A 24,500-nucleotide genomic window follows, 5' to 3' on the forward strand; every position below is an offset into this window, starting at 1 on the left:
CATAGGGCATAGCAGGGAAGCAGGGGAGTAATGAGTAATGAGTAACGAGTAATGAGTTGGAGCAGGGGGACAAGGAGGAATTATTGAACAAATCTCTCCCAAGTCTTCCCCCTCTTCCTTGTCTACCTTTGTCTCTTCTGCATACCCAATGCCCAATGCCCCATACCCAATTCCCAATTTTTATTTAGTTTTAGGTAAAGGTTGACCAAACTCGATTACCTGGGGTTCGGGATCGTTGGGGATTGTTGGAATTGGAAATTCCGACACCCCTAAAGGAGGAATGTTATTTAAATTACTGGGTTGATTTGGGAAAGAAGCAGGGGGAAGACTCGAAGCAGGTTGTTGAGAGGGAGAGGATGTATTTTGATTTAAAGCAGGTACAGTGACAAAAGGCTGCCCTGAGTTAATAGTAGTTGTTGAGGGCAGTTGATTGGATGGAGGCGGAACTGTGAGTAAGGGGGATTGTTGATTAGTAGCGGTTACAGGTTGTTTACTAGGCGGCTTTTGGAGTGTTTGAGGTTGTTTCTTGGCTGAAGGAGGGGAATTTCCTGATTTTACGGCAGCAGTTTTACCAGAAATAACCGGACGTAATACCCAGCGAGTGGAGTTTTTTCGGGAAACTGGTTGCAGTTGTACCTTTTTGGGATTAAAAACAGTCCCTGCTGCTAAATCTAGGACAATACGTGTATCGTTTGCGTTTAGCTGAGAAATGCGAATGCTTTTAATTGCTCCAGAATAATTTTGTTGTGTGGTAACTTTGCCCAACTTAGTATTCGGTAAATCTACAACCAGACGAGAGGGTTGGGCTAAGTAGAAATAACGAGGGGTTGTGCCTGCTGAAAGAGTGATTTCGAGTTGCTGTGTCTTGGGAGAAAAACGCCAATTATTTAGCTTTGCCCCTGGTGTACCAGCATTAGTAAAAGTTTCGAGAGCGATCGCTGTATAAAAACTTAATATACTGATGCTAAATAACTGCTTGCCCCATTGGTAAGATTGCTTAGTTTTTAGTTCCCGATTCATTCTGTTTATTTGCTCCATAAAACCCATACAATGCACTTACATTGCTGTTTACTTCGCGCTTTCAATCCTGTAGACGCGATGAATCGCGTCTCTACCCACCCCCAATTCAATTAGCTTTTTGAGGCACAGCAGTAAATTTCAGAGTTTGTGGAATACCATTTACGGTTAATTGACCTGTCATATTACCTTTATCCACAAGTTGCATTTGAATTGTGACTGAGTTTAGAGGATCGTTTTGGGGGCGAGGAATATTACAAAGGATTGATTTACTAACTTTTCCAGATAAATTTAATTGTTGATTTTTGAAGATACCTGCCAGAGAGTGCTTTTCGTCAGTGTCGGCGTTAGCGCTTGCCGGTAATACAGAGGCATTTAAGTAAATACCTGACTGCTCAATGTTTAACGTCAGAGTATCCGATTTTTCACAGTTAGGCAAATTCTCCGCTAGGGTTAGACGATAGCGACCGTTAACTGACGGAGGAGCCTTGAGTTTGTTTTCTCCGTAAACAGTGACAGTTTTAAACAACAGTAGCACTGAAATTATTGCTACTCCGTAGAAACTTAAAGATTTGAAGTTGAAATGATTCATGTTCTCAGTTCCTCAATGTTGGCTCTTGACTGCTAACATCAGGAAGCATGGAAGCCAGATGAGCGGTGACTTGACTGTAACGGCGGGTAATCAGCAGGGAGGAGCAACATTGAATGGCTAGTTGATCTGTATATCTTCCCAAGGTTTGACGCTCTATACCCCAAGCGCGACTGGTGCCAGCAATTGTTAGGTCTACATTTTTTGAGGCTTCGACTACAGCTTGGATTGGATCTGGAGCTTGGACAATTTTGATTTCAATGCGATCGCGTACGTTGGCGGGCAATTGTTCCATCATCGTATTTAGTTCGTAATTCAATTCTTCCTTGGCGTGATTTGCTACTATCTGTAATATCTGCAACACACAAGTCTCACGATTGATTAGCAGTCTCAAAGCTAGTATTAGTGCTAAATCATCATGGATATTGGCTGAATAAGGTACTAATAAACTTTCTAATTGCTCTTTGCCTTTATCTACAAACACTGCTACATCTACTGGGGCAGTAGTAAGCATTTGTCCGACTCGTCCACCTAAACGATTACTACTAAAAGCTGGTCGATGCCAGCCAACGAGAATTAAATCAGCTTGTTCTAATGTGGCAATCTGTGCTGTTTCGCGGGCAACGTTGCTAGATATGCGAACGATCGGATGCACACAGGAACGGGTTTCTGGCGGTTCGAGAGTATTAATCAATTCTTCTAACTGCTGGCGACGCTGGGCGATTAATCGGTCTGCTTCAACTGGGGTGCTTTCAAAGGCATAATCTTCTTGAAATTCAATTAGGCTAAGAGGGTTAACAATTGCAGGATAGGGGTAATTGAGAGCGATACCTACGGCGGGCTGCGCCAACGCTACTGCCAACTGTACTAAACCTTTTTGGGTATTTGGATTAGCCACTGGCACCAAAATTCGGAAAGGATGAGGGGAAGTTTCGCTCTCAGCAGAGGTGTCTATACCTGTTTTTGCTTCCAACTCCGGTTCCACCACATCTAACCTGATCAGCTTTTTCGGATATGTCCATTCCAGCAGTGGCGAGGTCATGAATGTAGTTACCAATGCCATAATTACCAGCATGGTAAATATTAAGGGGGAAATTACCTTTAACTCTAAACCAATGTTTAGCACGATCAACTCAGTCAAGCCGCGAGTATTCATTAACCAACCGAGTGCTGAGGCTTCCCGTTTACTAATGCCACTGACACGCGCTGCTACATAAGTACCAACATATTTGCCTGCGATCGCCACAGCTAAAACCAACGCACACAAAAGCCACAATTCGGGACGGTTGAGCAAGCCAATCTGCGTTTTTAAACCACTGTAGGCAAAAAATATTGGCAGCAAGAAAATTAGGACAAAATCTTCTGTTTTTATTGCCAATTCTCGGACTAAATCTTCATTTTTGGGCATGGCTGCTCCCAGCAAAAATGCTCCAAAAATTAAGTGAATCCCAATTAGTTCAGTGATTAGCGCCGATGCAACCACTGCCATATAAATCCCAGCTAGCAGTAATTGGCTGAGTCTTCCCGCACGGAGGTAGTGTTTGGCAAGGCGTTGTAGGAACCAACGACCTGCTGTCAACATCAAGCCGATGTAAACTATGCTGGCGATAATTGTGGGTACAGCACCAGCAAAGTCACCAGTTCGCGCAACTGCGATCGCAACTGCCAAGAGACACCAAGCTGTCACATCATCCACTGCTGCACAAGTTAACGCCAATGTTCCTAAACGCGTTCCTTGTAAATTGTTTTCAGTAATGATTCGCGCCAACACTGGAAAGGCAGTAATCGACATCGCCGCCCCCAAAAATAAAGCAAAGGCGGTGAACGATACACTTGCATTGGAAACTAGGGGATAAAGTACTACCGCTAGCAATGTTCCTAGAGAAAACGGCACCAAAATGCTGACATGAGAAGTTAAAACTGCTACTTCTAATTGACCGCCGAGGTATTTGGGATTTAGTTCTAGCCCAATTAGAAACATGAAAAATATTAGTCCCACCTGAGACAAAACATTCAGAAAAGGAAAAGTTTCTGGTGGAAACAAGCTAACTGCTAGATGGGGAGCAACTAACCCAAATAAAGATGGGCCGAGCATAATTCCGGCGACAATTTCACCAATTACTAGCGGTTGCTTAATAGAACGAAATGCTAGCCCTACTAGCCGTGAAAGCCCAATAACAATCAGCACCTCAACCAGAACGAGAATAACGATGTGCATGGTTTCCTCAAAATTAACTATCTGGTTTCCCTAAGATAATTCTTTAAAATACTAGAAAATGTCAAGCTTGTTAGATACACCCAAGAGTAATTTGTGCTTCGTTGTTATATTAATTATTGTTACGATGCCGTTGTAGCCGTTATGGGTAATCAAGTTTGTAGTAAGGACTTCAGTCCTTAATTTTCTCAGCACTAAAGCGCTTACTAAAAACCCTCAAAACTAGCTTAGATATTGTACTAAATACTTAATTAATCTAATATTTAATTTTGCTTAATTCAAAGATTTCTCATAGCTTGTACCGTGCAATAAAAAGGCAATCAGTGGTGATGCCATAAGAGTTGTAATAACTGCCATAATCACCATTATAGTGAATAAAGTTGGGGTAATTATACCTTGTTCTAGACCAATATTGAGGATGATTAACTCCATCAAACCACGAGCATTCATCAGAGCGCCGATTGTTGCAGATTCGCGCCAATTTTCCCCGGCTAATTTTGCAGCCAACATACAAGCAACACCTTTACCGAGAATTGCGATCACAATAATTAACAACGTCACTCCCCACAAAGTAGGTGTGTTTACCAATCCAATTTGAGTATTTAATCCAGAGAAAACAAAAAAAATCGGTAACAAAAAAGAAGTAGTTAAAAACTCCGTATATTGGCGAATTTGTTGGGCGAATTCTCCGCGTGGTGTCACTGCTCCCAACACAAAAGCACCGAATATTGCATAGATACCTGTAACATCGGTAAACCATGCACAAAACATCAAAACTATCAACATTAAAGTCAGGGTTTGTCTGTTCACACCTTCGCGTTTTGTCATGCGTGTGAACGCTTTCAGTAGAGGTTGTCCGAGAAAAATCGCAAATAGCACATAGCAAATTCCACCACCAATTGCTAATATGGCAATGCTTAAAGAATTTTTCACGCTAGCAAGCACAATCGCCAGCAAACACCAAGCAACTGCATCATCTACCGATGCTGCACCTAAAGCCAAAGTACCGAAGCGGGTTTGTGTAAGACCGCGTTCGTAAAGAATACGAGCTAACATTGGAAAAGCCGTAATTGTCATCGATGCACCCAAATACAAAGCAGCTGACCAAGGCATAACTTTTGGTTGAAAGAAATCGCCATTGTGATAAAACCAAAAAGATGCGATCGCTCCTAAAATAAAAGGAGTGATAATTCCAGCCGCAGATAGCAAACTTGCACTTTTGATATGATGTTTTAAGAGTTTGGTATTAAAGTCTAAACCAATCAAAAACATATAAATTACCAATCCAATCTGGCTAATAGCATATAAAATCGACATTGATGGATTGGGTATCTTGAGTCCGACAGCAGTGATGATGGGAAGCTTAGGAAATAGCCATTGCTGAAAATCTGGTGCAATCAATCCTAAAAGTGATGGCCCTAGCATTACACCTGCGATCATTTCGCAAACAACATCAGTTTGACCAAGATAGCGGCGTCCTAAAATCGTGACAATGCGACAAGTGGTTAAAATAACTGTAAGTTGTAGAAATAGCCGAATAACCAGATCAAAATTTGACATTGTACTTCCTTGATTGATGTCTCTGCATTCAAGAATCTCCCTAGAGTTTAAAGTTTTCTTGTTTTACTCATATATGACTACCACATCAGCACAAATGCCAATTTTGTAAACATAAGATAGCTGTTTGTAATTTGATGAGATACAACAATAAATGTGTTCCTTTGGTTTCTAAAGTCATCTTGTTCTTAATAACGCACATAACTGTACGTCAATACAACATATTGCATCCAAACTAAAATCGCCATATATGATTTTTTATGATTTGTTAATTTGCGATTTATAGCCCAATACGCTTGGCTTTGTAAAAAATTGTAGGTTGGGTGAAGCAAAGCGCAACCCAACAAAGCTATGAAAATGTTGGGTTACTCTTCTCCTGTCGGAGAGGCTACGCGAACGAGAAGCCGCTTCGGGTCTACGTTCCTCAAATGCCACTTGCTTCTCCCAAAGAGATACGCTGCGCGTAGCTTGCTTCCCCGAAGGGGTACAAGTCGGGAAACTGCAAGGGCGCAGTGGTTCCCCAGCCTACACAACTTAAGGTTTTTGGCGCTAACCCAAGCGTATTGATTTATAGCCTTTTTTATCTATTTGAGGCACAATCAACTGTAGGGACGTACAAATGTACGTCCCTACCCTACGGTTAAATTACCTGAAAATTGCTAGAATTTTTGATTAAATTAGTTTCGATAATTTGAAATTTTACAACCACTCCCCACCCCGAAAACGCCAACGAAGGAAGATAATTCGCATCAGGCTTTGGGAACTAATAAAAACCACTAGCCACACCATACTATAGTGCAATAAAAAAGCTCCTGGTGAAAGTTCTTCTTTCGGTAAAGGTATTGGTAAAAAGCCAAATAATTTGACTCCACAAAATATAAATATCAATTCCCATATCCCAGCTAAGAGTTGATAAACTGCTGGCCAATCTCTATCCCAACGGAATTTTTGGAGATAGTCATAAAGTACATCCCAACCTAAGCCAAAAATAGCGACATAAGCAAGTATCCAAAAATAAACCGAGTTAGCACCAGGGCCAATCCAACCCATTGCAAATGGCAAAGATACGAGTACGCCGACAGTTATCAGTAATAATAATCGAGTTTGCCAGCGACCAAATAAAGTTGGTGTCATAGGAGTGCTGAATGCTGAGTGCTGAGTTAGGAGTTAAAAGTTAGGAGTAATGAATAATATAGAAAAATTAGAGTTTTTATAAATAGATTTTGGTGCTTTTTGCGAGGATGGCAAATACGAGAATATCAGCTAGCCCCAAAGCACCAACACATCTATAATTATTAGGATGGTTTAAGGTGATAATCAAATTTAGAATGGTAAGCTGCATTGGCAAAGCTCATTGAAGGTATGGCATCCCAATTGATTACATCTTCTAACAAAGCTTGATAACCTAGTGTATTAGGATGAAGTCCATCTTCACTCAAGCGTTTGAGTCGCCAACTTTCACCGCGTTCCATCCATTGCTCAAAAATATCCAAATAGGGAATCTGCCGTTTGCTGCAAGCAATTCGAGTTGCTTCTTTGTAGCGGTATTGGTCGGCATGATTGTAGTAAAAACAATCTAAAAATGGCATCTTAGCTTCATCCACTGGCACCATGCCCACAAATAACACAGGGCAAAGTTGCTGTGCTAAATCTAGCAGAGATGCAATTTCCTTTTCAAACAATGTAAAATCTGTGTAACTTCTACCATCGGGACGTGCCAACCGTGCTGAGTCATTCACTCCTACTGATAAAATAATCAAATCAGGAACACGATTTCGCAGTTCACCCCGGTGGCGAAATTCAACTTCCAATCTTTGGGCTACTTGTTGGGTGCGATCGCCTCTTACTCCTAAATTATAAAGAATATGACCGGCACTATCCGGCAACATCCACCATCGCCTTAGTTGCTCAATCCAGCCTCCTTTTTCCGGGTCGCCGAATCCATAAATTAAGCTGTCCCCCAGTGCGACAATCTTCATAGGCTGAAAGTGATTTGGTGGTAGAGACAGCTGCATTGAGGAAGAAGCGAGAAATGTGTGCATTTAACGACTATATTTTATATCTTTACAAGATTCTATACATTTCTATACCATAGATGGCTATGTTTATTGTTCAAGCATCTATGGAGTTTTTGCTTGTTGATATAGTTGTAAGGTTAATATTGCCGCAGTTGAGCCTCTGTACGAGGGCTACCGTACTTTAACAATCAGCATGAGAATCGAACCGCAGAGGCGCTGAGGACGCTGAAGAAGAGAAAAGAGGGAGATTGCCCTGAAAATTTTCTTTTTGCCCTTTTGTCATAAATCCAAATGGGCAAAAATTTCATTTTTGAGATGTCGGGAATTCTGCTGGGAAATTCCACGGACATAATAAATATTCAACAGAATTCAGAGCGGAGCCAGAGACGCTCCGCCAAGGCGTCAGAATGGGCTACACTGCGCTAACAGAAGTAAAACAAGCTTTGTGCGTTCAGGCTAGCTTGTGTACTTCATCAACGTGAGTTCGACAAGCCTTTTTTGACCTCTCCCCCAACCCCTCTTGGACACCCAGAGGCGAGCCAAAACCCTAATTTCTCGTTGCTCCTCCCTTTCTCCGTGGGAGAGGGCTGGGGTGAGGGTTCATCGAACTCACGTTCATCAACTTGAAATCTGCTGTAAGTCCTCATCTACAGAGGGATAAGTAGTGCAGGTACAGCAGTTGCCAGGTAGATTAGGACATAATGACAAGCGTAAATCTCAGGAATAGCAAGGTTTTTACCTCCTGCCTCGTTGTTGAGCGACTTGCCCTCTTGGTAGTCGTTGGCGCAGCCTCTCGTAGAGAAGGGAGTTGAAACACTGCCTCCTGCCCCCTGCTATACATCAATCGCTAAAAATAAACAGTCACTTACCAAATTGGTTTGTCAAAAAAGTTGATACAAGTAGTTGTTTTGTAATGCAGTGTACTACAATAGTAATGAGTTAAATTAAAAAGACTTCTTCGCCAGTACAGTGGAAATAAAATTACCATTTGCACGCAATTATTTGATATTACGAGAAAAAATTTTCAAAACTTTCTACTTAACACAAAATAACTTAATTAACGCTGCATAACCGATAAATATGGATTTTGACTATTTTAGAAGCAATGAAGGCAGTCCTACAAATAATACTCGGCAAAGTTTACTTGCTTGCGGTTGGCGACCGTTTAATCGAGAATTAGACTGGGGATTTTTATGGCAACTCTTGTACAGTGACTCCCGCGAATTAAGTCAAAAAAGTTTGAATTTGGCGAGTAATATTGCTGATGTTTTAGGACGAAATAATTATGCTTGGTGGGCTAATTTATTGAGTGTTGTATCTGATAATACCCGCTACGAAGTTGAAAAGTTTTGGAATTACATCACGCCAGATCCGCAATCACCAGATCATCGCTACAAAGATGTTTTGAGTACGGAAACGCCTATTGTCCAATTTGTCAGTCGTAGTAGTATTCCTATTGATTATGTTCTGAATCGACTGCAAGAAATTACTGTACTGCGAGTTTTAGGTGTATTGGGTAATCCTGATATTATTACTCAGTATCACTCAGAAAGAGATTTTTACTTTCCGATAGATAAATTTGTTAGCTGGGAACGCTTAGACGTTATTAATACTGTTTACGCTTACTGGTCTAAGTATGACATTTGGTTGCAAATCGATCCTTACGATCGCGGCCGACGACAATATACTTTAATGGCGAAAAATCTCGCGCCACTAATTAACAAAGCAACTTACGACTTAGCAGTGATGCTGAGTGGATATCAAAGTCGTGTAGGCAAAGTTCATAGTCAATTTAACATTCGGACATTTCCCGCAGATATCCAAAACTTTACTGATTCTGTACAGCAAGCGATTTTAAATCAAAACCAGTTAGCGGTTGTTGTACATGGACAACCAGGTACTGGTAAAACAGTCTGGACACAGGCAGTAGCAAAAGAAATTCTTGTACCTTTAGGGTATGTAATTTTTATTTTAGATCATGATGCGATCGCTAATTTTGTCCCACCAACTTACATAGAACGTATTTGTATCGTTATTAACGAAGCTGATAATCTAGCGCAAAATCGTGCTTCGGAGGTAGCGCAATACAATAACAAAACCGAACACATTCTAAGTTTGCTAGATGGCACTTTATATCAGAGTGTAATTGATGATTCTGGTATTCAGATGCAGCAACGGTTAGTTGTCTTGATGACTTGTAATACTACTGAAAGATTAGATCCAGCCATGTTACGTAAAGGTAGGGTGGATTTAATATATGAATTTACACAACTATTTGTATAAAATCTACTTTCACCACAGTTTCACCTGTTTTTGCGATACAAGCTGATGCTCTTTGCGCCAAGCTTGGGGAGGTAAACCGTGATGTTGGCGAAACTGACGGGAGAAATGAGACACATCCTGATAGCCTAATGCTTTCGCTATCTTCTCGACTGTGTGATTATTATTTTGGAGTAAAAAACAAGCTTCCGCCATCCGGCGTTTGACAATCCAGCAGTTTACAGTCTCTCCACTTGTCTCCTTTACTCGGTTAGTTAAGTAAGCCGATGAGTAACCAACAGCAACAGCCACATCACACAAAGTAATTCCTTCATGATAATGGGCCTCGATAAAGTCGAAAACTTCTTTTAATTGCGGAATGTTGGGAAAGATTGACTTAGGACGAATGTTGACTTCTTTCTCAGAGGCGATGGCAACACCGACAGCGATCGCTGTAGTATCATCTGTAAGTGCTGATGATTTTGGAGCTTTCTCTAATTTCCTAGAACACCAGTATTGAAGATTAGCTTGTTTTTCCAAGCGAGTAGCGATCGCTCTGAGCAATTCGTCTAGTGTCGAGGGTTTGCTAAGATAGTCATCTGCTCCCAATTCCATAGCTTTGCGAACATCTGCTCTAGTACTACTGCCAGTCAGAAAAATGAAAGGAATAATTGCTGTCTGAGGATCTTGGCGTAGTGTAGTTAAAACGTTATAACCATCCATATCGGGCATCGTGATATCGCAAATCACTAAGTCGGGTATACGCTTTTGTGCTTGGTGGATGCCAGCAAGACCGTTGTCAGCACCTATTGTATCAAAACCTTTACCCTCAAGACCCTTTAAATAAAGATTGCGAGTAACGTTATCATCTTCAATAACGAGAATTTTCTTTGACGATTCGGACATAATTTTCTTTTTGCAGAAGCTAATTACTAGACTATTTGCTGAATATCTAAATAGACTCGTTCCGAGAGTTATGATTGTTAAATTTTTAGTTAATAACTATCTTCATTTCAACACTCATAACTCGAAACAGGTCAACTCTGATTTGATTAATGGCAGCATTACTGTAAACGTAGAGCCGACATCAATTTCACTTTCTACAGAAACTTGACCATGATGTAAATCTACAAGAGTTTTAAGAATCGATAGTCCTAGTCCAGTGCCAGGTATATGATCGATATTACTACCACGGTAAAATGGCTCAAATATTCGTTGTTGGTCTACTACTGAAATACCGATCCCCCTATCTTTCACTTGAAAAATTATTTTTTCATTTTGGCAAGATAGTTCTAAATTAATTGCCAGATTCGAGAGAGAATACTTAATTGCGTTATCAAGCAAATTCTTCAAAATCGGCTCTAGCAATTTTTTATCTATATATGCTGTTAGAGTTTTATCTTGACTGACAAAATTGATTGTTTTTTGGCTAACAATCATCTGCATTTGTGCAACTAAATCCTCACAAAACTGAACTAATTCAAGCGGTTTGGGTTCAAAGTTTAATTTTGCTGATTCTGCTTTCGAGAAGAACAAAATATCATCCAACATCAGGCTCAGTTGTTCGGTGGCTTTTTGAATGTGATCGAGTAATGGTTGGATTTTCTTCTGTGTACGTTTGTCTACTTCTTCTTTAAGTAAACTATTAGAAAATGAAACAATATTCAGTGGAGTTCGGAATTGATGGCAAACCATAGCAAGAAAACGCGCTCTAAGTTCGCTAAGTTGTTTGGCTTGTTCTAAAGCTTGGTTAAGCCCTAATTCTGCATATTTGTAATCGGTAATATCGATACCTGCAATTAATTCGACTGGGTTTCCCCCAAAATCCAGCACTCCGTCAAGCTTGGCAACTGCACAAGCTAGCCAGCGCTCCGTACCGTTTTTTGTTAAAATATTCATCTCCTGGTATTCAAAATCAGCGGCTTCATCCTGCTTACGTACTTGCCTGCGTTTTTTGCTCTTAATCAGTCGGCGAAGATCGAAACCTGTTAGTAGTTCCTCTTTTGTGTAGCCAGTGAGTTGCTCTACTGCCGGATTTATGTAGCAAAGCCGCGTACCTTGAATCAGAAAAGTACCGGCATCTGTAGTTTCTGCTAAAGTCCGAAATCTAGTTGCGTTCAGTCGTAATGCTTCTTCAGTCTGTTTCGATTCAGTAATGTCCCAAATACTCCACACTCTCCCAATAATTTTACCCTCAAGCAATTGAGGTTTAGAATAATGCGCGAAAACTCTCCCATCTTTCAACTCTAGAATGTCGTAACTCTCGAAATCAGATTGGCTAGACACTTCCCAAATCAGCCGACTAAAGGCTTGTGGATCTTTTAGTTGGCTCTCAAAAAAGGATTTGCATCGAGGACATTTCTTAGATAGTATTAGGGACTCTGGGATCTGCCACATATCCACAAATTTCTGATTCAAGCTCAGAATATCTCCCTCAAAGTTAACTGCAACAATACCAATAGCAGTAGACTCAAGAGTAGAGCGAAGTAAAGAAAGAGATGTTTCTAGTTCTACTTCTTTGTCCTTGAGTTGAGAAAATTCTTGTTGCAAATTGTCTTTGGCATCTTTTAATTCATCGGTCCACTTTTGGACGCTCAATTCTACTATTTCATCCGTTTTCTCACGAGCAAAGGCACAGCCAAATTCCATATCTTGGTGTTTTACATAGTTCATCGATATTTCTACCAGAAATATCCGACCTCCTTTTGCCCGATAGCGAGATTTAAAGGTAAGGGAACCCTGTGAGCTAATATCTGACCAATTATGCTGCGAAAAATCTACATCTATATCATGCAGCCTCATAGAAAGTAATTCCTCACGGGAATACTCAGTCATCAGGCAAGTGGCATCGTTGACGTAAAGAAACTGCCCGTTTGCTCCTAAACAAAAGGCAGCATCTACAGCGTGATTTATTAGGAAGTGAGCAAACTTCATCTCTATTTCTGGTTGTAGTGCCCATTGATTGTTCGATCTAGCTAGTGTATATTCGCCAGAATTCATGTTCATACTTCCTCCTGGTAATCAATCAGTACCATTCCCATTAAAGAGTTAATAGTCATAAATTACTAAAATCTTTGGTGTACTGTTTGGCTGTTAAAAAATAAAAATAGTCAAAATAGTTAGTATATTAAAAAATATTACTAATTATTCTTAATAAAACTTATCATACCAGGAAAAGGTGAATTATTAAACCAAATTTTTTTAAAAAACTAAAGTAAATATTTTTTTAATTATTGACTTAAACAAGTTTTTATATACAAAATTTAGAGCGGTCAATCAGCTCTGTTAGATAAAAGTTCAACGCTCTTAATCTATAAGTAAAAAAAATATTTTAAATTTAACCTAGCCCTGTATGACAACTAACTAATAGACATCTTTAGAAATTAACTACGCATTAGCAATAACCCTTGTAAAGATGTAGCAGTGCTACCTCTTTATAAGAGTTCACCAATCTAAAATTCCTGGGATTTCCACTGGGGAAAGGTTAAAGAATAAAAATTTTTCTCCTTTAGCCTTTTCCTTAGCAAGAATTTTGGCAAACTAGTTGTGTAGAGTCCTTTGATTTTCAACATAAATGAATTTGCGGTAGTGGGTCTGGCTTAAATGAATAAACTTCAACTTATCAACTTATTTTCTTAATTTATCTTAACCTACCTTCTCAGGAATTTAACTATAGAAGAATATGCTTAGTCATCTGTCGTAAGAAGTACATTTGTATTACTGATATACGTAAAAATTATGTGTTTTATTGTATGTTTTCTTTCAGAAACGAAGCCCGTATTCGTATATTAGGTATATACTGTTGATTTATGCATTATCAAAAACACTTTTTTAAAGATATTCATGCCCTGAATGTTTTGTCATCTCTCAAAGGAACTATAGAAAGTTAAAAAATGATGTATTTATCGTTACAAATAATTGACTCAAAGAGTTTTTGGTGGCAATATAAAGACCGCTAAATCGCCTCATGCTTAAATTCGGATAAAAAATTGTGTAAGTTCTAAAGCAAAAGAATTGACACCCAGATCAAAAGATTTCCTATTGCAAATTTGGTAATGTGTCGGTTCTGCGATTGCAGAATATCAATCTTTCAGGTGGCTAAGTTGCAAATGTGACAATCACGAAAAAAGCAAAAAAATTGACACATACATCAAAAGATTTTTCATTGTAAATTAGGTTTTTATTGTAGCGGTCAAGAAACTTACCAAGCGTTTCTTAATTAGATCGGTGCTATTAAAGCTAACTATATTAAGTTTTGTAAACATTCTGAGACACGCTTAACTTCGGTTAATTACCAGTTTCTACACCTTTACACAATCTTAGTTTTTTCCCACCGAACTACCGCCGATCTACTTAAATACTGTAGTCATCACATAGAAGCGAAAAATTTGACATCCTTATCAAAAGATTTTTGATTGTACAACAGTCTTCATCTCCTTTATTCTGGTGGCAAGAAGCACAGCCTCAACTGTTGTATGCTTTTGGTAAAAATTTTTTGGTACTGCGCTCACAAGCATCAATCAGCAGCGATTCGCCATTTCTACTCTTGACCAAGCTAGGTCATCGCTGCAAGAAACAACAGAGTTGTTTGTAATAAATATTTCTAGCGCTGTGATTGTAAACTAAAAAGCCTTTGTATAACTTTCTGAAATTACGTGAAACCAATGAGTCAAAACTATACTGGTTCAAATCCTCTCATCACCACTGAGCCATACAAGGAACTTCCCGCAAACAGATATGTAGAATCTGTGTCTGACTCCCGTCAGCTTGATGAATCGGAGAATAATGGGGGAATTCAGGCTTTTTTAAACGATGAAACAGCCCCAACGCTCTCAGTTGCCGATGCGATCGCTCAAATGTTGGAAAATTTGGGAGTAAGCTACGCTTTTGGTGTCGCAGGTGGTGCGATGGCCAGCCTTTGGGGTGCGCTATCCAATAGCAGCATAGAGGTGTTGAACTTCCGCCATGAAGCCGGAGCAGCATTTGCAGCCACCGAGGCTTACTTTGCGAATAATTGCCCGACTGTAGTTTTTACCACAGCAGGGCCGGGGATCACCAACGCCCTTACCGGATTATTTGCAGCTCGTGGTGAAGGTGCAAAGGTAATTTTACTATCAGCTTGTACCTCCGCACCGCAGCGTGGACGTTGGGCTATTCAAGAAACCAGCACTTACACATTGCCCAGTGGAGGAATTTTTACCCCAGGAGCGTTATTCAACTATGCAGTCACGATTGAATCTGCGGCTCAACTACCGCAGATTTTCCGTAAACTTGCATTAGCGATGGCGCAACCAGGTGGATTTGTTGCCCATTTGAGCATTCCCACTGCTGTGCAAACAAGTTTAGTTGAGAATATAGCTTTACCCCAGCTAGATATTTCTCCGTTTCCAATGACTGCTTCCAAAGAAGCGATCGCTAAATCTGTAGAGTTATTATCATCTGGCCCCTTTGCTATCTGGGTTGGTTTCGGTGCGCGTGATGCAGCAGAGGAAATTCTGGAACTGGCGGAAAAAACCGGAGCAGCCGTTATGTGTTCGCCCCGTGCTAAAGGTATTTTCCCTGAAGATCATCCCCAATTTGTGGGTGTTACAGGTTTAGGCGGTCATGCTTCCGTCTTAACTTATATGGAACAGCAACCTCCACTACGCACACTCGTATTAGGAACCCGTCTTGGCGAACCGACTTCTTTCTGGAGTTCGGCGCTAGTTCCAAAAGGAGGTTTTGTCCATGTAGATATTGACCCGGAAGTTCCAGGTGTAGCCTATCCCCACGTTGAAACTTTCCCAGTTCGGTCTGATATCAAAGCTTTTGTGAAAGAGTTGTTGCAGCAATTGCCGGATGCTCCTGATTCTACAATGTCGCTACCTCGTCCAGAACACAAAGCAATTGAACCTGCTACAGAGGTAGATTATCCAGTGCGGCCAGAAGTCTTGATGGCAGCAATTCAAAAGATAATTGTTGAAGATAGCGATGCCGTAGTCATGGCGGAGTGTGGTAACTCGTTTACTTGGTCAACGCATCTACTCCAATTTTCCGAAGCCAATCGTTACCGAGTCAGTACCGGAGTCGGAGCAATGGGCCACGCCGTCACCGGAGTATTGGGTGCAGCACTGGCAAGCAAAAGCAAGGCTGTAGGGATTGTTGGCGATGGAGCAATGCTGATGAATAACGAAATCAGCACAGCCGTGAAATACAAAATTCCGGCAATCTGGATTGTACTCAACGATGCGCGTTACAACATGTGCCATCAAGGAATGAAAATCTTGGGATTAAAGGGCGCAGATGCAACAATGCCACCAACAAACTTTGCGATGATTGCTCGTGGGATGGGAGCAGAAGCGATCGTTGTCGTCAGAGAGTCGGATATTGAAGCTGCATTACAACAAGCGATCGCATCAAATGTCCCTTTTCTCATTGATGTAGTGATTGATGCCGACCGCCCAGCACCTTCTGGCGGACGTAATAAGAGTTTGGCAGCACAAGGAATTAAATCAAATGCCGCTAAAAATCCAGCCAAGCAGGTTTCATTTCCAATGGTTTGATTTTAAAAGTTTGCAATCTCATTCAATTGTTATAGACACTAAAACACTGCAATCAAGCTGAATTTACAACACAGTTTTGATTAGTTAATTCAGTAAAAGAGAAAGGATGAGTTTAGAAGCGACAAAAGTTTTCTTTTAGTCAGAAACTCCACTCAAAAAGCTGGAATCTAAAACTTCTTTTTTAAACCCTAAGTCTTTTCTTAACTTCATCTAATCTTAATATTCAAGAGTGTTTTTATGTCTATATCTTTATATTTTGTAATGTTCATTACTTTCTCTAAACAATTCCAACCAATATCGAGAGGACAAGATGCTGCTATTTGAAACTGTTAGAGAAATGGGTCACGAACAAGTTCTGTTTTGTCATGGTAAAAATCCCGAAATTAAGGCAATTATTGCCATCCATGACACAACCTTGGGCCCAGCGATGGGAGCTACAAGAATCTTGCCTTATGTCAACGAAGAAGCTGCTTTAAAAGACGCACTTCGTCTGAGTCGTGGAATGACATATAAAGCTGCCTGTGCCAACATCCCGGCTGGTGGGGGAAAAGCAGTTATTATAGCTAATCCTGAAAATAAAACAGATGATTTGTTAAGAGCTTATGGACGTTTTGTTGATAGCCTGAATGGACGTTTTATTACCGGACAAGATGTCAATATTACCCCTGACGATGTGCGGACAATTAGTCAAGAAACGAAATATGTTGTTGGGGTATCAGAAAAATCTGGCGGCCCTGCTCCCATAACTTCACTAGGAGTTTTTCTCGGAATTAAAGCTGCTGTAGAATCTCGTTGGCAGAGCAAAAGACTTGATGGGATGAAAGTTGCAGTTCAAGGCTTAGGAAATGTCGGTAAAAATCTCTGTCGTCACTTACATGAGCATGATGTCCAGCTTTTTGTTAGCGATGTAGATCCAGTCAAAGCAGAAGAAGTGAAACGGCTTTTTGGCGCAACTATTGTAGAACCATCTGAAATTTACTCACTTGATGTAGATATCTTTTCTCCTTGTGCTTTAGGAGGAATTCTTAATAGTCATACAATTCCTTTTCTGCAAGCTTCGATTATTGCTGGTGCAGCTAATAATCAATTGGATAATGAGCAATTACATAGTCAAATGCTTGCCAAAAAAGGGATACTTTACAGTCCCGATTATGTAATTAATGCTGGAGGATTAATTAATGTTTATAACGAAATGATTGGTTATGACGAAGAAAAAGCTTTCAAGCAAGTGCATAACATTTATGACACGCTATTAGCAATTTTTGAGATTGCTAAAGAGCAAGGAGTTACTACCAACGATGCTGCCAGACGATTAGCAGAAGACCGGATCGACAAGATTAAGCGAAGTAAAACTACAGTGATCGCAGCTTAATTATTATTATCTTCAGGAGTGAAAAATGGAAAAAAATACCTTTGCTACATCAGCATATATTGCTACTTCACCAGAAAGCGCTTTTGAGTATCTTTGTAGTTTAAAAAACTTGGATGAATGGACGCTTTATAGCCGGATGAAAGAGCAAATTGACGAAGATACCTGGCTGGGAACTGCGTCTGGTTATCACAAAAATCTCTATTATCATGTTAAAAAATTAGAAAATCCACTTTTCTACGGCATTGAGTGGCACTGTGGATTAGAGTATCAGAAATATTTTCAGGTTTACCCTGTTTTGCTGTTTCCCACTGATTACATCGAGCCGGGAACAGATGAAAAAGGTGTGTACTTTCACTGGTTGAGCTTTGTCGATCCCAAACGACAGACTCAGATGATTATGCAGGGAATTCATACAGTACACACTTCTGAATGTCGCTCTCTCAAAGGGAATTTGGAACGTAAAGCTGGTCTGACCTCAGCAGCTAAAGGAAGCCACTTTATTGATACAGACACCATTTATGTTGATGCTCCAGTTGAAATTGGTATTGAATACTTAAAGGATTTACAAAACATAGATGAGTGGGCACATCTACTGCGACCGAATGGCGATATTACTTCTGATTCAGGTGAATTCAAAGATGAATATGACCAGAAGGTAAAAGTTTCTGTGCGCGTTCATAGTCTGAGTAAATACTACTTGCTTGAGCAAGAATATTATTATCCAGATTACGAATATTATCAGCGTTCTGTAGCGTTACTCATTCCAACCGCTTACGCTTTCGCCGATCCAGAAGCCTCTGGTTTTATCCTGCATCGAATCACATTCTGGAAAACAGATGGAACTGTAACCCACGGCAAACTTCAAATTGAAGACTATGGCGCTGAGAGCATGAACATCAAACGTTTACTCGAAGCCAAAGCTGGCAACCTCAAATCATTTGATCGAGGAATGAGCTATCTACCAAAAGCTCCAGAGCCACTAGTTAATAGTCATTAGTCATTGGTCATTGGTCATTGGTCAACTAACAAAAAAAAAGGACAAAGGACAAAGAACAAAGGACAAATGACAAATGACAAATGACGAAATATGAAACAGAAACAACTTACTATTACCTTCCTAACTTTTTGTGTTACCGCTTTTTCGGGAATGAAAGCTGCCTCAGCTGCATCCTTTTCAGTAATCGCCGACGGTCTATATAATGCCGGAGGACTAAGCTTTGGCCCTGATGGCGATCTCTATGTTACAGAGGCGGGCATCGGGGGAAGTGGCGGTTGTGTGCCACCAGCAAGCGGTCAAGGCGATTCTCTATGCTATGGCACAAGTGGGGCAGTTACCAAAATTGAGAATGGAAAAACCGAGCGCATACTTACAGGACTTCCTTCTATAGCATTACCAGATGGTACTGGAGCCGGTGGCCCTCGTAACATCCAATTTGATGCTACAGGTAAACCTTATGTTCTGATTGGGTATGGGGCGAATCCAACCTTTCGCGATCGCAATTTAGGTAACACTGACCTCGGTAAAATCATTGCTCCCGACTTTAAGACCAATTCCTGGACGAGTGTTGCTGATTTAGCTAACTATGAACTCGCCAATAATCCCGATGGTGGTGATGTCGGTAGCAATCCCTTGGGCTTTGTAATAGATGGCAATAAGTTAGTTGTAGCTGATGCAGGTGCAAACGACTTACTCAGTGTTAATACTAGCGGTAGTAACTTGCAAGCTCTTACTACCTTTCCCCAAGACATATTAACTAATCCCGTCTTTCCACCTTCTGATACCCCATCCAATGAACCGGCACAGGTTCCATCTCAAGGGGAAGCGGTGCGAGGCCCATCGCAGTTTGCCACTCAACCAGTACCTTCGGGTGTGGCAAAAGGGCCTGATGGTGCTTATTACATCAGCCAATTTACTGGTTTCCCTTTCCCAGAAGGCGGCGCAAAAATCTATCGAGTCGGTGCTGATGGGAAATCATCAGTCTTCGCTGATGGTTTTACCCAACTTACAGACTTGCAATTCGATCCTGCGGGCAATTTGTATGCTTTGCAGTACGCCAATCAGTCAGCTTGGAAGGGTGATTTTGATGGTTCTGTCATCAAAATAGCTCCTGATGGCACACGTACAACTCTTCTGAGTGGCAATGGATTAGAGTCGCCTAGTGCCCTGACTATTGGTGCTGATGGTGCAGTATACGTTACCAACCGAGGCGATCGCCCAGGATTTGGACAAGTTCTCAAAATTGAAAATACCAAGTCTATTCCTGAACCTGATTCTGCTTTAGGTGTGTTAGCGATCGCTGCCTTGGGCGTTGGTTGGTTGCACAAGAAGAAAGAGCTACCAAACCTCCCATAAATAGAGTCGTGGCGCTCGAATAAAGAGTTTCAAACCAATCTTGCGTTCCTCAAAGACTGCAATTCGTTGTCTTTAAAACCATAAAAGTTTCCCCAAACAAATTATTTAACTCTCAATCTCCAAAGGTATGAAACTCAAGTCATTTGCTCTTACATCTGTTACATTTTGTTTTACTGCTATTTGTGGAACACTATCTGCACAAGCTGCAACGCTAACGACAGTTGTCGATGGAGTTAGTAATGCACGGGGTGTTAGCTTTGGCCCTGACGGTAGTCTCTACGTAGCAGAGCCAGGTATCGGCGGTAACGGAAATTGCCAACCATCTCCGAGTACTCTATTTCAGCCTATCTGTGCTGGTAATACTAGTTCACTAGTCAAAGTTTCACCAAACGGCACAAAACAGCGTCTACTTAATAACTTTCAGTCTTTAGCAGAGCAACCCACCGGCAACCAAGGCGCTGGTATTGAAGACATACAATTCGATTCTAAAGGGAATGCTTATCTGCTGACAGGGTTTGCCGGTTATCCAGGAAACCGCGATCTAGCAACACTTAACCTTGGTTCTAAATCCCCACTCCCACCACAGCAACTTGCTACTTTCCCGCCATCAACGCCCGATAAAGTTTTGAATACGCCGCTTCTAGCACAACTGTACCAAGTTGACTTGAACACCGGATCTCTCAATAGTATTTTTGACTTTGCTAAAAATGAAATCACCCAAAATCCAGACAAGGGGGATGTAGTTACCAATCCCTACGATCTGGCTATTAGTGGCGATAATGCTTATGTCGTTGATGGGGGCGGGAACACTGCTTACAAAATCAAGCTTGACGGAAGTAAGTCACAAGCGATCGCAATTCCTAAAAATATTATTAGTAAGTCAGATTTGCCACCAGGATTACAATTACCTCCTGGGCTATTAGAGGAACTTCCAGGAGGAAAAATAGCAATTCAATCAGTACCCACAGGTGGCGCAATTGGCCCCGATGGAGCTTTATATGTTGGTGAATATACGGGTTTTCCTTATCCAGATGGTAAATCGCGGATCTTCCGCATTGGCGAAGATCAAAAACCAGAAGTTTTTCTCGATGGCTTTACGCACATCACCGACCTAACCTTTGATGAGAAAGGTGATTTGCTGGTTTTACAGTTCAGCGACAAGTCCCAGTTGGGGGGTGACATCACAAATCTACCTGGATCTCTCATCCAAGTTGCTCCTGATGGCACTCGTACAACGCTTGTTGCAGCAGGTCAAGGGCTAGATTCGGCTGATGGAATTGATATTGGCCCTGATGGCAAGATTTATATTACCAATCGCGGTGTCGGCCCAGAACGCGGGGAAGTTGTTCGGGTGGATGGTGTCGTTGTTGAAAAAGTCCCCGAACCTGGTTCAGTAGTCGGCTTACTAGCACTTGCTAGTGTAGGCGCAACTGCTGCTTACGCCAAGCGCAAACGCCAACACAAGTTGGGTGAAGAATTGCTAACCGAAGCAGAGACTGTCTAAATCCCTCTTTACCTGACACCAGGTAAAGCTTACAGAATAGGCTGCTGCCCAAAAGAGAAAGTTGCATTTCCAACAAGAGGCAGCAGCCCAAATTTCAGAGTTCCCAAACTAGGACGGGGAACAAAATTAGTCTAGGAAAGAGTATACCTTATACAACCAGGACTTAAAACTCATGGGATTAGTCAAAAATTTGTCAATTGGCATTCTCGGTACTGGATTGATGGTGTTGGCAACAGCAGCCCAAGCCAAAGCTGTAACATTAACTTACGACAGAAGTATCGGCAGTCCTGGCTTCGGGCCAGGGCAGCTTTTTGTTCCCCAAGGGATAACGGTAGATGATTCGGGGAATACCCTCATAGCTAACGGACGCGGTGTTAACCCAGATGGTACTCCTAACTACAACCTCGGTAACAAAATTGAAAAATTTAGTCCCACCGGTCAGTATATTGGAGCAATTGGTTCCGGCGGCACAGGGCCCGGACAGTTTGACGAGCCAACAACTGTAGACTTTAATCCCGTAACAGGGGATTTGTATGCAGGTGATGTTTACAACAACCGCATCAATCAATTCGATCCTCAGGGTAACTTTATTAGATCCTTTGCAAACGGAGATTTTACCCCTCGTGTAAACGATCGGATTTTCTTTGGGCCATCTGGTGTGACTTTTGACAAGACTGGCAACGTTTACGTAGGTGATTTTAACGGCGAAAGAATCCTAAAATTCACACCTGACGGAAAGCAAATTGGTGTCTTTGGTGGCACTTTAGGCACTGCACTAGGAGAAACTCAAGGTGTAGCAGGTATAAGAATTTCCCCAGTCAGTGGAAATATCTTTCTAGCTGACCAGTATAACAACCGCGTTCAAGTACTCGATCCAAATGGCAAACCTCTGTACGCATTTGGTTCAGCAGGTAGCGGCCCTGGACAACTTCTTCAGCCAATTGGCATCGAAGTGGATGACCAAGAGAATGTTTATGTAGCTGATTCTATCAACAGCCGCGTTCAGGTATTTGATAAAAACGGTAAGTTCTTGACTTCCTACGGTGAAAATGCCCGCGATGCATCAGGTAATCCTGTACCGCCTCCAGCATTAACTGGCCCTCCTTTTGGTAATCCCCTCGACCTCACACCAGGCAGATTTAACTGGACTGGTGGCACAACCCTCAAAGATGGCAAGCTGTATGTGGGCGATTTCTTCCAAGGTCGCGTCCAAGTGCTAAACGTAGAGGGCAGAAGGCAAGTACCAGAACCTAGTTCAGCATTGGGTTTAGCATTGCTTGGACTTGGCGCTGCTACCGTCACATTGCGGAAACGCGGGCAACAAAAGCCAGTCTTCAGTTTAGAGAAGACGTTGCAAAAACAGTGCTGAGTTCTCATGATTGAGTAGCAGTAAAGTGACCGAATTCGAGTTCAGAGGTCGAAGTTCCAAGTTCAGAGGCTGAAGTTCTGAGTTCAGAGGTCGAAGTTCCGAGTTCAAAGGCTGAAGTTCTGAGTTCAAAGGCTGAAATTCTGAGTTCAGAGGTCGAAGTTCCGAGTTCAGAGGTCGAAGTTCTGAGTTCAGAGGCTGAAGTTCTGAGTTCAGAAGCTGAAGTTCCGAGTTCAAAGGCTGAAGTGGATTAAACAAAATCTAAAACTTCTGTTTCGTGGGGTGCGTTATGCCCTTGGTAACACACCTTACGAAAATTTCAGGTCATTAAATCTGGAATCAGGGAGATAAAAACTGGAAATACTAAATAAAGCCAAGATTATCAAGGTGCTTTTAGCACATTAACGGTTAATGCACATTCTGATTTATTCATACAACTATCATCCAGAACCAATTGGTATTGCACCTTTGATGACTGAACTAGCAGAAGGGCTGGTGAAGCGAGGGCATCAAGTGCGGGTAATCACAGGTATGCCTAACTATCCTCAGCGTCAGATTTACGATCGCTATCGGGGTAAGTTATACGTTACTGAAGAGAAAAATGGTGTCAAAATTCAGCGTAGTTACTTGCGGATTAAGTCTAAACCTAACCTTATAGATCGGCTACTGCTAGAGTTGAGCTTTGTCTTTACAAGTTTGCCACAAGCTCTCAAAGGTGAGCGACCTGATTTAATTCTCTTAACAGTGCCACCGTTACTCGTTTGCTTACCTGCAACTTTAATAAGTTGGCTATACAACTGTCCAGTAGTGCTGAATGTGCAAGATATCCTCCCGGAAGCTGCTGTGCGTGTTGGGCTAATTAAGAATAAGTTGATGATTCAAGCTCTGGAAGCTTTAGAAAAATTTGCCTACCGAACTGCACATACCATTAGCGTGATTGCCGATGGTTTCGTAGATAATTTAATCCATAAAGGTGTACCTGCTAATAAAATTGCCTGCATTCCAAATTGGGTAAATCTAAATTTTATCCGTCCTTTACCAAAGGAGAATAACTCCTGGAGAGCTTCCCATCAACTTGATGATAAATTTGTAGTACTTTATTCAGGTAATATTGCTCTGACGCAAGGTTTAGAGACAGTAATAGAAGCAGCATCTCGGTTGCGTCATATTAATGATATTGTCTTTGCGATCGCAGGTGAATCTCAAGCTCTCGAAAGGTTACAAAAACATTGTCTTGCTTGTGGGGCAGATAACGTTTTGCTGCTACCATTGCAACCGCGAGAAAAACTACCGCAAATGTTAGCAGCTGCTGATGTTGGGTTGATTGTGCAAAAGAGCAATGTGATTTCCTTCAATATGCCTTCTAAAATACCACTGCTGTTAGCCAGTGGTCGCCCAATTGTCGGTTCAGTTCCCGCCACTGGTACTGCTGCCAAAGCTATCAAAGAAAGCGGCGGCGGCGTTATCGTTGAGCCTGAGTCAGCAGATGCTTTGGCCGCTGCGGTATTAGATTTATATAATCAGCCAGAACTAGCAGCAAAATTAGGGCGTGAAGGAAGAAAGTTTGCGGTAGAAAACTACTCCTTTGAGCAAGCGCTAGATCGGTATGAAGAGTTATTTTATGATGCGATCGCCAAAAGAGCAACAACTTTGGATATCTTGCCCAAATTGAGTTCTAAAGAATCACTTGTTGATATTTGAAAATTGG

Annotated in this window: 18 protein-coding genes; 9 read left to right on the forward strand and 9 right to left on the reverse strand. The window is 41.4% G+C overall.

The window, feature by feature from the left end:
* Positions 1-180: 180 nt before the first annotated feature.
* The 6 genes from RMX89_RS14240 to RMX89_RS14265 form a co-directional block, all read right to left on the reverse strand.
* On the reverse strand, positions 181-1,020 hold the full coding sequence (locus tag RMX89_RS14240) for an AMIN domain-containing protein (RefSeq protein WP_322689376.1): 840 nt from the start codon (positions 1,018-1,020) through the stop codon (positions 181-183).
* Between the two features lie 106 nt (positions 1,021-1,126).
* On the reverse strand, positions 1,127-1,609 hold the full coding sequence (locus RMX89_RS14245) for a hypothetical protein (RefSeq protein ID WP_322686272.1): 483 nt from the start codon (positions 1,607-1,609) through the stop codon (positions 1,127-1,129).
* A gap of 4 nt (positions 1,610-1,613) precedes the next feature.
* Positions 1,614-3,824: a cation:proton antiporter gene (locus RMX89_RS14250; protein ID WP_322689377.1), complete on the reverse strand. Its 2,211-nt coding sequence runs from the start codon at positions 3,822-3,824 to the stop codon at positions 1,614-1,616.
* Positions 3,825-4,094: 270 nt separating this feature from the next.
* Positions 4,095-5,381, reverse strand: coding sequence for a cation:proton antiporter (locus RMX89_RS14255; protein WP_322689378.1), 1,287 nt, complete (start codon positions 5,379-5,381; stop codon positions 4,095-4,097).
* A gap of 696 nt (positions 5,382-6,077) precedes the next feature.
* Positions 6,078-6,512 carry a hypothetical protein gene (locus RMX89_RS14260; RefSeq protein ID WP_322689379.1) on the reverse strand — a complete coding sequence of 145 codons (435 nt, stop codon included), beginning with the start codon at positions 6,510-6,512 and terminating at the stop codon, positions 6,078-6,080.
* A 161-nt stretch (positions 6,513-6,673) separates the two neighbouring features.
* Positions 6,674-7,420 (reverse strand): GDSL-type esterase/lipase family protein, encoded by a 747-nt coding sequence (locus RMX89_RS14265; RefSeq protein ID WP_322671092.1) that lies wholly within the window; start codon positions 7,418-7,420, stop codon positions 6,674-6,676.
* 1,056 nt (positions 7,421-8,476) lie between these two features.
* On the opposite strand from RMX89_RS14265, the gene RMX89_RS14270 reads away from it, so the two are divergent.
* A complete protein-coding gene (locus RMX89_RS14270) occupies positions 8,477-9,679 on the forward strand; it encodes an AAA family ATPase (protein ID WP_322671097.1) in 1,203 nt (400 codons plus the stop codon).
* Between the two features lie 9 nt (positions 9,680-9,688).
* Here the strand turns inward: RMX89_RS14270 and RMX89_RS14275 are convergent, their stop codons facing one another.
* The gene (locus RMX89_RS14275) at positions 9,689-10,561 is read right to left on the reverse strand and encodes a response regulator transcription factor (protein WP_322689380.1); all 873 of its coding nucleotides are present in this window, start codon (positions 10,559-10,561) and stop codon (positions 9,689-9,691) included.
* A 114-nt stretch (positions 10,562-10,675) separates the two neighbouring features.
* Positions 10,676-12,655, reverse strand: coding sequence for a scytonemin biosynthesis sensor histidine kinase (locus tag RMX89_RS14280; protein WP_322689415.1), 1,980 nt, complete (start codon positions 12,653-12,655; stop codon positions 10,676-10,678).
* A 1,411-nt stretch (positions 12,656-14,066) separates the two neighbouring features.
* Between RMX89_RS14280 and RMX89_RS14285 the strand changes: the two genes are divergently transcribed.
* The 7 genes from RMX89_RS14285 (at position 14,067) to scyF (ending at position 22,795) form a co-directional block, all read left to right on the forward strand.
* Entirely contained in the window at positions 14,067-14,249 is a 183-nt protein-coding gene (locus RMX89_RS14285) for a hypothetical protein (protein WP_322689381.1), read from the forward strand.
* A gap of 70 nt (positions 14,250-14,319) precedes the next feature.
* Positions 14,320-16,197 carry a scytonemin biosynthesis protein ScyA gene (scyA, locus tag RMX89_RS14290; RefSeq protein WP_322689382.1) on the forward strand — a complete coding sequence of 626 codons (1,878 nt, stop codon included), beginning with the start codon at positions 14,320-14,322 and terminating at the stop codon, positions 16,195-16,197.
* A gap of 310 nt (positions 16,198-16,507) precedes the next feature.
* Positions 16,508-17,569, forward strand: a complete 1,062-nt coding sequence (scyB, locus tag RMX89_RS14295) for a tryptophan dehydrogenase ScyB (protein WP_322689383.1) — start codon at positions 16,508-16,510, stop codon at positions 17,567-17,569.
* Positions 17,570-17,594: 25 nt separating this feature from the next.
* On the forward strand, positions 17,595-18,566 hold the full coding sequence (gene scyC, locus RMX89_RS14300; RefSeq protein ID WP_322671101.1) for a scytonemin biosynthesis cyclase/decarboxylase ScyC: 972 nt from the start codon (positions 17,595-17,597) through the stop codon (positions 18,564-18,566).
* Between the two features lie 90 nt (positions 18,567-18,656).
* Positions 18,657-19,922: a ScyD/ScyE family protein gene (locus RMX89_RS14305; protein WP_322689384.1), complete on the forward strand. Its 1,266-nt coding sequence runs from the start codon at positions 18,657-18,659 to the stop codon at positions 19,920-19,922.
* Positions 19,923-20,049: 127 nt separating this feature from the next.
* Positions 20,050-21,426 carry a ScyD/ScyE family protein gene (locus RMX89_RS14310; RefSeq protein WP_322671103.1) on the forward strand — a complete coding sequence of 459 codons (1,377 nt, stop codon included), beginning with the start codon at positions 20,050-20,052 and terminating at the stop codon, positions 21,424-21,426.
* A gap of 172 nt (positions 21,427-21,598) precedes the next feature.
* On the forward strand, positions 21,599-22,795 hold the full coding sequence (gene scyF / locus RMX89_RS14315) for a scytonemin biosynthesis PEP-CTERM protein ScyF (RefSeq protein WP_322689385.1): 1,197 nt from the start codon (positions 21,599-21,601) through the stop codon (positions 22,793-22,795).
* On the opposite strand, the gene RMX89_RS14320 is transcribed toward scyF, so the two are convergent.
* Positions 22,766-23,050 carry a hypothetical protein gene (locus RMX89_RS14320; RefSeq protein WP_322689386.1) on the reverse strand — a complete coding sequence of 95 codons (285 nt, stop codon included), beginning with the start codon at positions 23,048-23,050 and terminating at the stop codon, positions 22,766-22,768. The two genes, scyF and RMX89_RS14320, sit on opposite strands and share 30 nt — an antisense overlap.
* Before the next feature lie 153 nt (positions 23,051-23,203).
* Here RMX89_RS14320 and RMX89_RS14325 point away from each other — a divergent pair, with 153 nt between their 5' ends.
* A complete protein-coding gene (locus RMX89_RS14325) occupies positions 23,204-24,493 on the forward strand; it encodes a glycosyltransferase family 4 protein (protein ID WP_322689387.1) in 1,290 nt (429 codons plus the stop codon).
* Positions 24,494-24,500 lie beyond the last annotated feature (7 nt).

The organism is Nostoc sp. DedSLP04 (assembly GCF_034530775.1).
Taxonomy (GTDB): Bacteria; Cyanobacteriota; Cyanobacteriia; order Cyanobacteriales; family Nostocaceae; genus Nostoc.

Bases quoted from the DNA above. Each gene is read 5' to 3' on its own strand.
- RMX89_RS14275 (WP_322689380.1), bottom strand. From the start codon at position 10,561: ATGTCCGAATCGTCAAAGAAAATTCTCGTTATTGAAGATGATAACGTT.
- RMX89_RS14255 (WP_322689378.1), bottom strand. From the start codon at position 5,381: ATGTCAAATTTTGATCTGGTTATTCGGCTATTTCTACAACTTACAGTT.
- RMX89_RS14270 (WP_322671097.1), top strand. From the start codon at position 8,477: ATGGATTTTGACTATTTTAGAAGCAATGAAGGCAGTCCTACAAATAAT.
- RMX89_RS14250 (WP_322689377.1), bottom strand. From the start codon at position 3,824: ATGCACATCGTTATTCTCGTTCTGGTTGAGGTGCTGATTGTTATTGGG.
- RMX89_RS14245 (WP_322686272.1), bottom strand. From the start codon at position 1,609: ATGAATCATTTCAACTTCAAATCTTTAAGTTTCTACGGAGTAGCAATA.
- scyB (WP_322689383.1), top strand. From the start codon at position 16,508: ATGCTGCTATTTGAAACTGTTAGAGAAATGGGTCACGAACAAGTTCTG.
- scyF (WP_322689385.1), top strand. From the start codon at position 21,599: ATGGGATTAGTCAAAAATTTGTCAATTGGCATTCTCGGTACTGGATTG.
- scyA (WP_322689382.1), top strand. From the start codon at position 14,320: ATGAGTCAAAACTATACTGGTTCAAATCCTCTCATCACCACTGAGCCA.
- RMX89_RS14280 (WP_322689415.1), bottom strand. From the start codon at position 12,655: ATGAATTCTGGCGAATATACACTAGCTAGATCGAACAATCAATGGGCA.
- RMX89_RS14325 (WP_322689387.1), top strand. From the start codon at position 23,204: ATGCACATTCTGATTTATTCATACAACTATCATCCAGAACCAATTGGT.
- scyC (WP_322671101.1), top strand. From the start codon at position 17,595: ATGGAAAAAAATACCTTTGCTACATCAGCATATATTGCTACTTCACCA.
- RMX89_RS14265 (WP_322671092.1), bottom strand. From the start codon at position 7,420: ATGCACACATTTCTCGCTTCTTCCTCAATGCAGCTGTCTCTACCACCA.
- RMX89_RS14305 (WP_322689384.1), top strand. From the start codon at position 18,657: ATGAAACAGAAACAACTTACTATTACCTTCCTAACTTTTTGTGTTACC.
- RMX89_RS14260 (WP_322689379.1), bottom strand. From the start codon at position 6,512: ATGACACCAACTTTATTTGGTCGCTGGCAAACTCGATTATTATTACTG.
- RMX89_RS14240 (WP_322689376.1), bottom strand. From the start codon at position 1,020: ATGAATCGGGAACTAAAAACTAAGCAATCTTACCAATGGGGCAAGCAG.
- RMX89_RS14310 (WP_322671103.1), top strand. From the start codon at position 20,050: ATGAAACTCAAGTCATTTGCTCTTACATCTGTTACATTTTGTTTTACT.